Origin of the sequence: Rhizobium lentis, from assembly GCF_014200175.1 — a bacterium.
Taxonomy (GTDB): domain Bacteria; phylum Pseudomonadota; class Alphaproteobacteria; order Rhizobiales; family Rhizobiaceae; genus Rhizobium; species Rhizobium mulingense.
Genome location: NZ_JACHBD010000008.1, coordinates 90,669 through 103,664 on the forward strand (window position 1 = coordinate 90,669; position 12,996 = coordinate 103,664).

The 12,996-nt window shown below is 61.2% G+C and carries 11 protein-coding genes; 5 read left to right on the top strand and 6 right to left on the bottom strand.

The window, feature by feature from the left end; all coding sequences use genetic code 11:
• Positions 1-7: 7 nt before the first annotated feature.
• The 3 genes from GGI60_RS19365 to GGI60_RS19375 form a co-directional block, all read right to left on the bottom strand.
• On the bottom strand, positions 8-997 hold the full coding sequence (locus GGI60_RS19365) for a WD40 repeat domain-containing protein (RefSeq protein ID WP_183917851.1): 990 nt from the start codon (positions 995-997) through the stop codon (positions 8-10).
• Positions 997-2,088 carry a CobW family GTP-binding protein gene (locus tag GGI60_RS19370; protein WP_183917853.1) on the bottom strand — a complete coding sequence of 364 codons (1,092 nt, stop codon included), beginning with the start codon at positions 2,086-2,088 and terminating at the stop codon, positions 997-999. Before GGI60_RS19370 ends, GGI60_RS19365 begins: the two co-directional genes overlap by 1 nt.
• Before the next feature lie 148 nt (positions 2,089-2,236).
• Positions 2,237-3,019, bottom strand: a complete 783-nt coding sequence (locus GGI60_RS19375; protein WP_183917855.1) for a creatininase family protein — start codon at positions 3,017-3,019, stop codon at positions 2,237-2,239.
• Between the two features lie 85 nt (positions 3,020-3,104).
• Between GGI60_RS19375 and GGI60_RS19380 the strand changes: the two genes are divergently transcribed.
• From GGI60_RS19380 to GGI60_RS19390, 3 genes are all read left to right on the top strand, one after another.
• Positions 3,105-3,617 (top strand): MarR family winged helix-turn-helix transcriptional regulator, encoded by a 513-nt coding sequence (locus tag GGI60_RS19380; RefSeq protein ID WP_183917857.1) that lies wholly within the window; start codon positions 3,105-3,107, stop codon positions 3,615-3,617.
• A gap of 119 nt (positions 3,618-3,736) precedes the next feature.
• Positions 3,737-4,759: a LacI family DNA-binding transcriptional regulator gene (locus GGI60_RS19385; protein WP_029532233.1), complete on the top strand. Its 1,023-nt coding sequence runs from the start codon at positions 3,737-3,739 to the stop codon at positions 4,757-4,759.
• 26 nt (positions 4,760-4,785) lie between these two features.
• Complete coding sequence (locus GGI60_RS19390) at positions 4,786-5,751, top strand: 2-hydroxyacid dehydrogenase (protein WP_183917859.1); 966 nt, start codon at positions 4,786-4,788, stop codon at positions 5,749-5,751.
• A gap of 132 nt (positions 5,752-5,883) precedes the next feature.
• Here GGI60_RS19390 and GGI60_RS19395 read toward each other — a convergent pair whose 3' ends face one another.
• Positions 5,884-6,663, bottom strand: coding sequence for a gamma-glutamyl-gamma-aminobutyrate hydrolase family protein (locus GGI60_RS19395; protein ID WP_183917861.1), 780 nt, complete (start codon positions 6,661-6,663; stop codon positions 5,884-5,886).
• A gap of 288 nt (positions 6,664-6,951) precedes the next feature.
• On the opposite strand from GGI60_RS19395, the gene GGI60_RS19400 reads away from it, so the two are divergent.
• The gene (locus GGI60_RS19400; RefSeq protein WP_183917863.1) at positions 6,952-8,058 is read left to right on the top strand and encodes a TRAP transporter substrate-binding protein; all 1,107 of its coding nucleotides are present in this window, start codon (positions 6,952-6,954) and stop codon (positions 8,056-8,058) included.
• Between the two features lie 88 nt (positions 8,059-8,146).
• On the opposite strand, the gene GGI60_RS19405 is transcribed toward GGI60_RS19400, so the two are convergent.
• Both GGI60_RS19405 and GGI60_RS19410 read right to left on the bottom strand, forming a co-directional pair.
• On the bottom strand, positions 8,147-9,637 hold the full coding sequence (locus tag GGI60_RS19405; protein WP_183917865.1) for a TRAP transporter large permease subunit: 1,491 nt from the start codon (positions 9,635-9,637) through the stop codon (positions 8,147-8,149).
• 21 nt (positions 9,638-9,658) lie between these two features.
• Positions 9,659-10,198, bottom strand: coding sequence for a TRAP transporter small permease subunit (locus tag GGI60_RS19410; protein WP_183917867.1), 540 nt, complete (start codon positions 10,196-10,198; stop codon positions 9,659-9,661).
• A gap of 403 nt (positions 10,199-10,601) precedes the next feature.
• Here GGI60_RS19410 and GGI60_RS19415 point away from each other — a divergent pair, with 403 nt between their 5' ends.
• The gene (locus GGI60_RS19415) at positions 10,602-12,905 is read left to right on the top strand and encodes a putative bifunctional diguanylate cyclase/phosphodiesterase (protein WP_183917868.1); all 2,304 of its coding nucleotides are present in this window, start codon (positions 10,602-10,604) and stop codon (positions 12,903-12,905) included.
• The last annotated feature ends 91 nt before the right edge of the window (positions 12,906-12,996 follow it).

Genomic DNA, 12,996 nt, shown 5'->3' on the forward strand with positions numbered 1-12,996 from the left:
CAGGAGCTCACGCCGAAATATCGATGACACCGCAATCGCCGGCTTCGGAGGCGAAAGCGAGCAGCTTGCCGTTTGCGCTCCAGCTCATCGCCGTGATCGCGCCCTTGCCGGGGCGGCGCAGCAGCGCTTCCTTGCTGTCGGCGATGCGTACGGCCAGAATCATGCCGTCGATGAAGCCGATGGCAAGGATGTCTTCCAGCGGATGGAATTTCACCGAGGTCGCCATGATATTGGCGCGGGTGCCGAGTTCGAGCGGCGCCTTGCCCATCGGGCCGTCCTTGCCCTGGAAGGGCCAGACGATAGCTGCGGGCGCGCCTGATGAGGCGAGCCATTTGCCCTTCACCGACCAGGACAACGATTTCACCTTGGCGGGATAGCCGGTCATGCGCATGTGCCGGGCCTCGGCGCCGGGTTTGCTGTCGAGCTTCCAGCCGTGCAAGGCATTTTCCTGCATCGAGGTGACGAGAAAATTGCCGTCAGGCGAGAAGGTGACGCCGGTATGCGCGCCCTTCCATTCGAGATCGACCGGTTTGGCGCTCGTGCCGACCCAATGCAGCGACACGCCGTTGTAACGGGCGGCGGCGATGCGCAGGCCTTTCGGCGCGAAGGCGATGCCTTCGACCGTGCGTTCCTCGGGGAATTCCTTGGTGGTGCCGTCGGCAAGGCGCACCAGCGAACTCTTGCCGTAGGAATAGGCAATGGCGCCTTGCGGGCCGGCGGCGACCTGCGAGATCCACTTGCGCGGCGCCGTTGCGAGTTCGCTGACGCTGCCATCGGCGGCAATGCGCAGAACCTTGCCGTCCTCGCCGCCGGAGATCAGGCTGTCGCTATAAGGATCGCGGATGGCGGTGAGCATGCCCTGATGGGCCTCGCAAACCTTCTCGCCGCCGTCCAGCCGGTGAAACGTGCCGTTTGCGTTTGCGAAGAAGGGGATATCACCTAAAAATTCGACGGCCAGAACGTGGCCGTCGAGATCAAGCGGTGCAACTGTCGGCATCAGGCGGCTGCCTCGCAGGCCTTGAAGGAGGCCTCGAGCTTTTCGCGGTCGAGATCGCGGCCGATGAAGACGAGACGGCTTTCATGTTTCTCGCCGTCCTTCCAAGGCCGCTGATGATCGCCCTCGATGATCATGTGTACGCCCTGAACGACGTAACGCTCGGGATCGTCCTTGAAGGCGATGATGCCCTTGAGACGCAGAATATTCGGGCCCTGAACCTGGGTGATCTTCTGGATCCAGGGGAAGAAGCGCTCCGGGTTCATCTCACCGCCGCGCAGCGAAACCGACTGCACCGTCACATCATGGATCGCCGACATCGCGCCATTGTGATGATGGCCGTGATCGTGATCATGATCATGATGGTGATGGTCGTGATCATGGTGATGATCGTGATCGCAGTCCGGGCCGCAGACATGGTCGTCATGGCCGTGTTCGAGGAAATGCGGATCGTTTTCGAGCGCCCGCTCCAGGTTGAAGGCGCCCTGGTCGAGCACGCGGGCGAGGTCGACGCCCGAGCGGCTGGTCTTGTAGACCCGGGCGGCCGGGTTGATGGCGCGGACAATGTCCTCGATCACGTCAAGTTCTTCCGCAGTCACTAGGTCGCTCTTGTTGATGACGACGACGTCGGCGAAGGCGATCTGGTCTTCGGCCTCGCGGCTGTCCTTCAGGCGCAGCGGCAGGTGCTTGGCGTCGACAAGAGCGATAACGGCGTCGAGCTCGGTCTTGGCGCGCACGTCGTCATCCATGAAGAAGGTCTGGGCGACCGGCACCGGATCGGCAAGGCCCGTGGTTTCGACAATGATGCCGTCGAAACGGCCGGGGCGGCGCATCAGGCCTTCGACGACGCGGATCAGGTCGCCGCGCACCGTGCAACAGACGCAGCCATTATTCATCTCGTAGATTTCTTCATCCGACTCGACGATCAGGTCGTTGTCAATGCCGATCTCGCCGAATTCATTGACGATGACCGCATATTTCTTGCCGTGATTTTCCGACAGGATGCGGTTGAGCAACGTCGTCTTGCCGGCACCGAGATAACCGGTGAGCACGGTGACGGGAATGGGCTTCTGTGTGGCTGTCGCGTCGGTCATGAGAACCTCTAGGATTAGGCGTGCGGCCGAGCGGCTTTGGATCGGCTGCTTAAACGGTTGGTCTCATATAATGGCATGGGCACGGCAGTTCAAAGGGTTTTATAATGTTATAAGATCACGTCATCTGCCCGTGCAAAATCAGTCGTGCTCACCGGAGCTCGCCGACGTCGAAGGCGTCGACATCTTCCAGCAGTTCCACCAGGCCCCTCACCGCATGGGCAATCAGCGCCTCGCCCTTTTCAGCCGTCGCCGCCGCGGCGTTGCCTGCCACGCCTTCGGCATTGAGATCCGACATCTTCCAGCCGAAGGCGTGCGGCCCGTAGGCGCGCAGATGTTTGAAGCGTTCGGCAAATTCCGTCTGACGCGAAGGGAAATCTGCGGCCTTCGCCATATCGACCCTGTCAGGATGAAGCGCCAGCATGACCGAGGTCTCGATGTCGCCGCCATGAATGCCAATCGCCTTTTCCCCGGGAGGGATCACCCCATCCGGCAGGCCGAAGCGGGTCCAGCTTGTCGCCACGGCCAGCATGGCAAAGCGGACCCGGGCCTCGGTTGCGACGATGGTCATCAGGGGCGAGTTGCCGCCATGGGCGTTCAGCATCACCAATTTACGGATATCCTGCGTGGCCAGGTCTTCGGCGATGCCTAGCCATTGGTGAACCGCCTCATCGAAAGCGAGCGTCTTCGTTCCTTCAACATCCATATGCTCTATCGAGTAGCCGACCGATTCGGCGGGCAGAAAGGTGACCGGCAGGCCGGCGGGCAGGGCCGCCTTCAATCGTTGGGCGATGCCTTGGGCAATCAGCGTGTCGGTTTCGAAGGGCAGATGAGGGCCGTGCTGCTCATGAGCGCCAAGCGGCAACACGGCGATGGGGCGGCGCGGGGCCGAGGCCGGGTGGCTCTCGTCGAAGCGGGGCGAAGGCGTCATCATCCGGTCGTTGCCTCTTGTTTATGACGAGATCCTGGGCAATGTCATATCGCAGCGGCGTCGGGGCTTAAAGATCAAAGGGATGGCTATGGGAAAGAAGCATAAGGACGGCAAGAAGAGCAAGTCCAAGAAGAAGGACCAGACGGAATATACGCTCGTCGATCTCTCGCCGGCGCTGACCCAGGCGGCTCGTTCCATGCGTACGGTGCTCTCTCGCAACTTGTTCGAAAGCGGCCTCTATGCCGGCCAGGACGGCGTCATTCTCTCGCTCGCCGAGAGCGACGGCATGACGGCGGGCGGTCTTGCCCAAAAGCTCGGCGTTAAGGCGCCGACGATGACCCGCACCATCGGCCGCATGGAGGCGCAGGGCTTTCTCGAGCGCAAGCCCGACGCCGAGGATGCGCGCCTGACCAAGGTCTATCTCACGGCGCTCGGTCGTGACAGCGTGCGGGCGATCGAGATGGCGGCCGCGGCCTGCGACAGGCTGGCGACGCTGGAGTTTTCAGAAAAGGAAATCCGCAATCTCGTGCGTCTGCTGAAGGCGATCGACGCCAATCTGCAGGCCGAAGCGCTTCCTTTGGAAGAACCTGACGAAGACTGAAATTTCGCTGAAAAGACGAATTGCCTCCGCCTGTTAAATCTTTTAATTAAACATTTTAAGGGACCGCGCCGGCTTTTCGATGCGGTCTGCTGTCTTGCGTGCTGCCTGGAGGAGGACACGTGGTCCAGAAGATCAAGCTTTCGACAATCGCCGAAACGCTCGGCATTTCAACGGCGACCGTATCGCTCGCCTTGCGCGACAGTCCGCTGGTTGCCGGCAATACGCGGGAGAAGATCAAGGAACAGGCGCGCGCGCTCGGCTACATCTACAATCGCCGTGCCGCCAGCCTGCGCACCTCGCGCTCCGGCATCATCGGCGTCGTCGTGCACGACATCATGAACCCCTTCTACGGCGAGATCCTGAAGGCGATCGAAAGCGAGCTCGATCGCAGCCGCCACACCTTCATCCTTTCCAACCATTACGACAATGTTGAAAAGCAGCGCACCTTCATCGAGACGCTCCTGCAGCTCGGCGGCGACGGCGTCATCATGTCGCCGGCGATCGGCACGCCGCCGGAAGATCTGCAGCTGGCGGAGGAAAACGGCATGCCGGCAATCCTTGTCGCTCGCTCGATGGATGGCCTGGAGCTGCCGACCTATCGCGGTGACGACAGTTACGGCATTTCACTTGCCACCAACCACCTGATCGGCCTCGGTCACCGCTCGATCGCGATGATCGGCGGCACCGACCAGACCTCCACCGGCCGCGACCGCTACCAGGGTTATGTCAATGCGCTGCGCAAGGCCGGCATCGAGGTCGATCCGAACCTGCGCATTCCCGGCCCGCGCTCGAAGCAGGGCGGTTTCGAGGCCGCGGTGCACTTCCTTTCGCTACCGCAGCAGCCGACGGCGGCCGTCTGCTGGAACGATCTCGTCGCAATAGGCCTGATGAACGGCATAGCCCGTGCCGGCCTGGTCCCGGGGCGCGACATTTCCGTCACCGGTTATGACGATCTCGAGGAAGCCTCGATCGCCACGCCGGCGCTGACGACCGTCTGGAACGGACAGACCGAAGTCGGCCGCCTGGCTGCGCGCGCGCTTCTCGATCGTCTCGCCGGCAGTCACGAACCTGACGGCATGCATCTCATCAAGCCGGAGATGCGCATTCGCCAGTCGACCAGTCCCCATCGGCCCCGCGCCTGAACAAAGCCCATCCAAGAGGAAAAGCCATGTCCCGCATCGCCATTCTCGTTCCTGGGAAGATACACGAGCGTGTTCTCGAAAGACTGAAGGATCGTTTTGAGATCATCGCCGCCGCCCGCGAGGAGAAGCTGGGGATCGACGGTGAGACAGCCGGCCGCATCCGTGGCGTCGCCGTCTCCGGTGCTTTTCCCGGCGCCTGGATGGATCAGTTGCCTGGTGTCGAGGTCATCGCCAGTTTCGGCGTCGGTTATGACGGCATGGACGTAAAGCGCGCGGCCGAAAAGGGTATCGTCGTCACCAATACGCCTGATGTCCTGAACGACGAGGTCGCCGATACGGCGATCGGACTGCTTTTGAATACGATCCGCGAATTGCCGCGGGCCGAAGCATGGCTGCGTGCGGGCAACTGGAAGCCGGGCACGGCCTATCCGCTGTCGCGTTTCTCGCTCAAGGGCCGTCATGTCGGCCTCTACGGCCTCGGCCGCATCGGGCTCGAGATTGCCAAACGGCTGGAGCCGTTCAAGGTGAAGATCAGCTATCACACCCGATCGCGCCATGCCGATGCCCCCTATGAATATTACCCAACGTTGAAGGGACTGGCCGAGGCGGTGGACACATTGATCGCCATCGTTCCGAAGACGCCGCAGACGCATAAGACGATTGATGCCGATATCCTCGCCGCTCTCGGTCCGAACGGCATCCTCGTCAATGTCGGCCGCGGCTGGACGGTGGATGAAGAGGCGCTGAGTGCGGCCCTTGCGTCAGGCGCGCTCGGCGCGGCCGGCCTCGACGTCTTCTATGAAGAGCCAACCGTGCCGGCGACGCTCATGGAACCGGCCAATGCCGTGCTGCTGCCGCACGTCGCCTCAGCCTCAGTGCCCACGCGCAATGCTATGGCCGATCTCGTGGCCGACAATCTAATTGCCTGGTTTGAGAAGGGGACGGCGCTGACGCCGGTGCCGGAGACGCCGCAAAAGGCCGAGGGAAAGTGAGTTCTTATGCATGTCGCCCGGACGTGTGCAGCGGCTCCGGGACAACGACATGCGTAAAAACAAGGGCCTAAAGCGCGCCGCATGAATCAAAGTCGCATGAATCAAATTTGATGCAAGGCACTTTTGGCCTCTTCAGGCGATTGCCTGCGCCGCTGCCGCTGGCAATTTGGCGGCGGCATAACTGCGGACGGCGTCGCCGAAGGCGGCAAACAGCCGGTTCGATGTCTTGTCGGTTTCGGCCCAATATTCCGGATGCCATTGCACGCCGACGGCGAAGGCCTTGGCATCGATGACGGAAACGGCCTCCACGGTGCCGTCTTCGGCGGTGGCTTCCACCTGCAGGCGCGGCGCGGTCCTGGCGATCGCCTGGCGATGCAGCGAATTGACGCGGATATCGCCCGGGCCGAGGATGCCGGCGATGCAGGAACCTTCCTTGACGTGGACAGTCTGGCGGATGGCGTACATGCCGTCACGGTCGACACCGTCCGGCCGGCGATGGTCCCAGATGCCGGGCTGCTCGTGGATCTCGCTTGCCAGCGAGCCGCCGAGAGCGACATTCAGCTCCTGAATGCCACGGCAAATGGCGAGCAGCGGGATGGCGCGGTCGATGGCACGGCGGATGAGCGGCAGGCTTGTGGCGTCGCGGGCGCGGTCGAAGGGGCCGTCCCGGTCGGTCGCCTCGGCGCCGTAAAGCGAGGGATGCACATTGCTGGCTGAGCCTGATACCAGCAGACCATCGATGCGGTCGAGCACCGCGTCGGAATCGTAGCCTGCCTCAAAGGCGGGAATCAAGAAGGCCATGACGCCGGCCGCATTCAATGCGGCACTGAGATATTGATGCTGTACGGCATGCCAGGTTGCGCCGTCGAAGCTGCGGATATCGGCAGGAATGGCAACGATCGGTTTCGTCATGTTTGCACCGGTAAAATCTTCTGCTCGTCGTTTTTGCCGCTAGAACGGCGGTGAAGTCAACGCCTGGCATTGTCCGATGACCAATTGCGCCGAAAACGGCGCCGCGGTTCGGGGGCTCGCGCTAAGCTGCTGATTTTGATAGGCGCCTCGCGCGCTACCTATTGCTATCCTGATGCCAAAGGCTAATAGACTAAAGCTTGAATCGCGGCCCCCTCCATGCTTAGCTCTGCCCTCGCTGCGGGTAGGGATGGATTGGCCGCGCAGTGCCATCTATACGGGAGGTTTTTAATGGATCGTCGTTCGTTTTTCAAGAAGGCGGGAACCGCCGGCGCCGGCGCCGTTGCCGCAACGGCGCTGGCAGCGCCTGCGATCGCGCAAGAGAATCCGAAGATCGCATGGCGTATGACGTCGTCGTTTCCGAAGAGCTTGGACACGATCTATGGCGGGGCCGAGGATATCGCCAAGCATGTTGCCGCCGCGACAGACGGCAATTTCACCATCCAGCCTTTCGCAGCCGGTGAAGTGGTGCCGGGCCTGCAGGCCGTCGATGCGGTGGCTGCCGGCACGGTCGAGGCGGCACATACCACCTCCTATTATTTCGTCGGCAAGGATCCGGCCTATGCCTTCGGCACGGCCATCCCCTTCGGCCTCAACAGCCGCCTGACCAATGCCTGGTTCTATGAGGGCAACGGCAACACGCTGATGAACGAATTCTACGCCACGCAGGGCATGTATGCGCTGCCGGCCGGCAATACCGGGGCGCAGATGGGTGGCTGGTTCCGCAAGGAAATCAATACACTCGATGACCTCAAGGGCGTCAAGATGCGCATCGCCGGCCTCGCCGGCCGCATCATGGAGAAGGTCGGCGTCATCCCGCAGCAGATCGCCGGCGGCGACATCTACCCGGCGCTGGAAAAAGGCACGATCGATGCGGCCGAGTTCGTCGGCCCCTATGACGACCTGAAGCTCGGCTTCCACAAGGTGGCGAAGTACTACTATTATCCGGGCTGGTGGGAAGGCGGACCCACGGTGCACGCCTTCTTCAATCTCGAAAAATGGAGCGGCCTGCCGAAGCACTATCAGGCAGCGCTCACCGATGCCTGCGCCTTCGCCAACACCAACATGCTGGCGAAATACGACATGAAGAACCCGACTGCGCTGAAGCAACTGGTTGCGGAAGGGGCGACGCTGCGCCCGTTCAGCCAGGAGATCATGGAGGCCTGCTTCCAGGCGGCGACCGGCATTTACAATGAGATCTCGGGCACGAACCAGTATTTCAAGAAGATCTATGAGGACCAGACGGCCTTCAAGCGTGATGCCTATCTCTGGATGCAGCTCTCGGAATACACCTTCGATACGTTCATGATGATCCAGCAGCGGGCCGGCAAGCTTTAAGCTTTCCGCCAGCGGCATTCGCCGACGCCTGATTAGGGCCGGCAGCAAAACCCCCGGATTTTCCGTCCGGGGGTTTTGCTTTTCCACGTTATTTGGCAGGTGGCGGCGATCCCGGCAGACCGTTCAGCGGCGGCAGGGCGAGGCCCGGAAGCTGCGGCGCGCCATTGCCGCCCCCGCCCAACGGCGGCAGGCCGAGCTGGCCGCCGAAGCCCGGCACTTCGATCTTGATCGAATTCGGGTCGACCTTCGGGCCATGGTCCAGCCAGTAGGTGACCGATTGCGGCCAGAAGATCACGATTGCCACCAGGATGATCTGCATGCCGACCCAGGGCAGAGCGCCCATATAGATATCGGATGTCTTGACGTCCTTGCTGGCGATCGAACGCAAATAGAAGAGCGCGAAGCCGAAGGGCGGATGCATGAAGCTCGTCTGCATGTTGACGCAGATCAGCACGCCGAACCAGATCAGGTCGATGCCGAGACTGGAGGCGACGGGGGCGAGCATCGGGATGACGATGAAGGCGATTTCGAAGAAATCGAGGAAAAAGGCGAGCACGAAGATGAAGATGTTGACGAAGATCAGGAAGCCGACCGGGCCGCCTGGGATGCCCGACAGCATGTGCTCGATCCAGCGCGAACCGTCCATGCCCTGGAAGACCAGGCTGAAACAGGTGGAGCCGATCAAGATCATCACCACCATCGACGTGATATGGGTGGTCGACGTCATCGCCTCGCGGATCAGCGGCCAGGTGAGACGGCGATGCAAGGCGGCGAGCAGCATGGCGCCAACGACGCCGAGCGCGCCGGCTTCCGTCGGCGTCGCAAGGCCCATGAAGATCGTGCCGAGCACGAGGAAGATCAGCACGATCGATGGCACCATGCCCATCAGCACTTTGGCGAGTAGCGCCCAGTTGAGATCGCCGCGCACCTCTTTCGGCAGCGGCGGCATCGATTTCGGCCGGATGATCGACATCACCAGAATGAAGAGGACGAAGATCGTCACCTGCAGGATCGAGGGGCCGATCGCGCCGAGATACATGTCGCCGACCGATCTGCCGAGCTGGTCGGCGAGGACGACGAGCACGAGCGAGGGCGGGATCACCTGGGTGATGGTGCCGGAGGCGGCGATTACGCCGGTGGCAAGGCGCGGGCTGTAACCGTAGCGCAGCATGATCGGCAGCGAGATCACGCCCATGGTGATGACGGAGGCGGCCACCGTGCCGGTGATGGCGCCGAGGACGGCGCCGACGAGGATGACGGCATAGGCGAGGCCGCCGGGAATTCCGCCAAAGAGCTTGCCGGTGCCTTCGAGCAGATCCTCGGCAAGGCCGCAGCGTTCCAATACCGCGCCCATGAAGGTGAAGAAGGGAATGGCGAGCAGCAGGTCGTTGGAGACGATGCCGAAAAAGCGCAGGGGCAGCGCTTGCAGAAAGGCTTCGCTGAAATGGCCGGTGGCGATGCCGATGATGCCGAAGAACAGGCCGACGGCGGCGAGCGAAAAGGCGACCGGAAAGCCGTAGAGCATGAAGATGACCATGCCCAGGAACATGGCCGGCGGAATAATGCCGAAATCAAACAAATCCGTTCCTCCCCGGGGGCGCTATTGCAGCGGCTTTTCGTATTTCGTGTCGATGCTGATATGGCCGGTGAGGGCGGCGATCCGCTTGATCAGCTCGGAAACGCCCTGAAGGGACAGCAGGCCGAAGCCTGCGACCAGGATCAGCTTGACGGGCCAGCGAATCAATCCGCCGGCATTGCCCGATATTTCTCCCTGCCGGTAGGACAGCGCGAAGAAGGGCCAGCAGAGCCAGGTGAGAAAGATGCAGACGGGGATGAGGAACAGGATGAGGCCGACGACGTCGATCCAGATCTTCGCCTTGTCGGACACGGCGCCATAGATCAGATCGACACGGACATGCTCATTGTTGCGCAGCGCATGCGAGGCGCCGAGCATGACGACGAAGGCGAACAGATACCACTGGATTTCCAGCCAGCCATTCGAACTGTAGTTGAAGGCATAGCGGACGATGGCATTTCCGGCACTGATCAGACAGCAGAACAGCACCATATATTCGGAAAGTTTGCCCATGATCCGACTGACCGAATCGATCAGCCGGCTTGCCGCCAGAAGTCCCGACATGCGTTTCCCTTATTCTTGTCCTGCCGTTATTCGGCAGCTTTCCCCTCTTTGGAATCGGTGTAGACCACGACCTTCGAAATTGGAAGGATAAATGCCGCGCATAGGCGCATAGTCGTACAGCGCCGTCTCGTCATTTCCGCGCGCGCTTCGGATTTTTCCGAAAACGATTCCGATTTTCGGGGCTGAGGCGGCGCTTTAGATGGCCGGCCCCAGGGGCCGGCAGTTATTTTAACAACCCAGGCGTGGATGATTATTTCAACAATCTCGCGAAAAGGCTGCAATATCACGCCGAGGCTGTGGCGCTCATCCTTGGGTTTTAGAAAATTTGACCAAATGTTTGATTCGATTGAAATCAATTTTTAAAGGGTTGCCACTAGAATTCCCGCGCACAGGGAAAGTGTGGATGAAGCCAGATAGCCCGAACAGGGTCCCTATAGATGTGTATCTATCGTTTGTGAGTTCCCTTTCCGGGAACCGCATGACGCTTCTTGCTGGCGTAATCGTCCACGTGGCGACATGCCTTGCCGTCGCCGCCAAGACACAGTCTTCCGTCTACATTTTCCTCTCTGCCGCCTTCCTTCTGGTCTTCAGCGTGCGCATGGCCATCTTCCGGCAGTTTGACCGTGTCGACAAGGAGAGGCTGTCGCACGCCGGAATCGAGCGTTGGGAGCGGATTCTGGTTGCCGGTGCTGCCTGCACCACGGCATTGCTTGGTATCGCCAGCGGCTACGCGATCTTCGTCGTGCGCGATTCCTTTGCCGAGCTTGCCTGCATTGCCGTCACTATGGCAACCATGGTTTCGGTCGTCGGCCGCAACTACGGTTCGCGCCTCGCGGTCGACCTTCAGACGTTCTCCTGTTGCCTGCCGATGATCGTCTGCAGCCTGTTGGCGCTGGATTTCTACCGCGGTCTCCTGTCGATCTTCCTTATTCCCTTCTGGCTGACGACGCGGGCAATGGCGAATGGCGTGCGCGAGTTCCTTTACGAGAACGTGATCGCGCGCCGGGAAATCACCATGATCGCCGACCGTTTCGATACGGCGCTCAACAACATGCCGCATGGCCTGGTGATGGTGGATGTGGAAAACCGCATTCAGGTCGTCAACCGCAAGGCCTGCGAGCTTTTGAGGATCGGTGCACCGGAGCGGCTGAAGGATCGTGACCTCGGCGCCGTGCTGCGCTACGGCGCCCGCTACAGCTTCATGGATGCCTCGCAGCCGGAGCTCATCCTGCGCCAGCTCACCCAGGTCGCCGACGGCAACCTGTCACGCACGCTCATCCATTTCCCCGAGGACCTGTCGCTCGAATTCTCCGCCAGCCGAAGGGCCGACGGCGGCGCCGTTCTGATCTTCGAAGATGTTTCGAGCCGGGTGAAGGCGGAGCAGAAGATCATGCACATGGTCCGCTTCGATGCGCTGACCGGCCTGCCGAACCGCGAATATTTCGGACAGCTGGTACAGGAATATCTCGCCAGACACCCGCGCAAGTCCGGCCCGCTCGGCTTCATGGTCCTCGATATCGACGAGTTCAAACATGTCAACGACATGCGTGGTCACGTCACCGGCGACCATTTGCTTTGCGCCATCGCCGCTCGCATCAAGCAGGCTTGCGGCAATGCCATCCTTGGCCGGTTGATGGGCGATCAGTTCATTCTGTTCTTCCCACATGCGAAGGAGCCCACCGCGCTCGAGCTCTCGATTCGCCGCGTGCACGCCGCGATCCAGGGCCATTACGAGGTCGACGAGCTGACCTTCCTCGTTTCGCTCAGCGCCGGCTACGCGATCCTCGAAAGCTCGGCCTTTGCGATGGACGAGTGGAGCGTCAAGGCGGATCTTGCATTGTTCGAAAGCAAGTCCCGCCTCAAGGGCGGCATATCCGGTTTCGAACGGGAGATGGACGGGCGCTATATCGAACAGCAGAAATTGAAGGCTGACCTGCGCGAAGCGGTTTCGGCGCAGGCGCTGCATCTCGTCTTCCAGCCGATGTTCCGAGCTGATGGCACAAGGATAGAATGCGCCGAAGCGCTGGCCCGCTGGGTGCATCCGGAGAAGGGCTCGATCCCGCCCGACGTGTTCATCCGGCTTGCCGAAGAGATGGGCATTATCTCCGACATCACCCGTTTCGTCCTGTTCAAGGCCTGCAGCGAGTGTACGAGCTGGCCGGACCATATCGCCGTCTCGGTCAACCTCTCGGCACGCGACCTGCGCGATGCCGATATCCTTTCCGTGGTCGCCGATGCGCTCGCTCATTCCGGCCTCGATGCGGCGCGGCTGCATCTCGAAGTCACCGAAAGCTGCCTGATCGACGAGCCGCAGGCCGTGCGTGCCATCCTGGCGGAGCTGAGGGTCCGCGGCATCACCATCGCCATTGACGATTTCGGCACCGGTTTCTCCAGCCTCAGCTATCTCGACACGCTGCCGCTCGATATCGTCAAAATCGACCGTTCCTTCGTGCGCAACATCGTCGAGGATACCCGCCGTCTCAAGCTGTTGCGCGGCACGGTCCATCTCGCCCGCGAACTCGGCCTGAAGATCGTCATCGAGGGTGTCGAGACCGAGGAGCAGCTCGCGCTGCTCAACAAGCACCGCAGCACCGATCTGGTGCAGGGCTATGTTTTTTCGCAGCCGGTGCCTTCCCAAAACATCCCGCTGTTGCAGCAGGGCATCGGCCGCCGCCCCGTGCAACGTCGCCGCAATAAGGTCGCCTGAGCGCTCTGTGAGCGCCAATTCTTCCGCTGACCATCCCCCGCACCGTTAACCTTAATAGTTTATATACGGGCCGAATTATCGGATTTCCTTG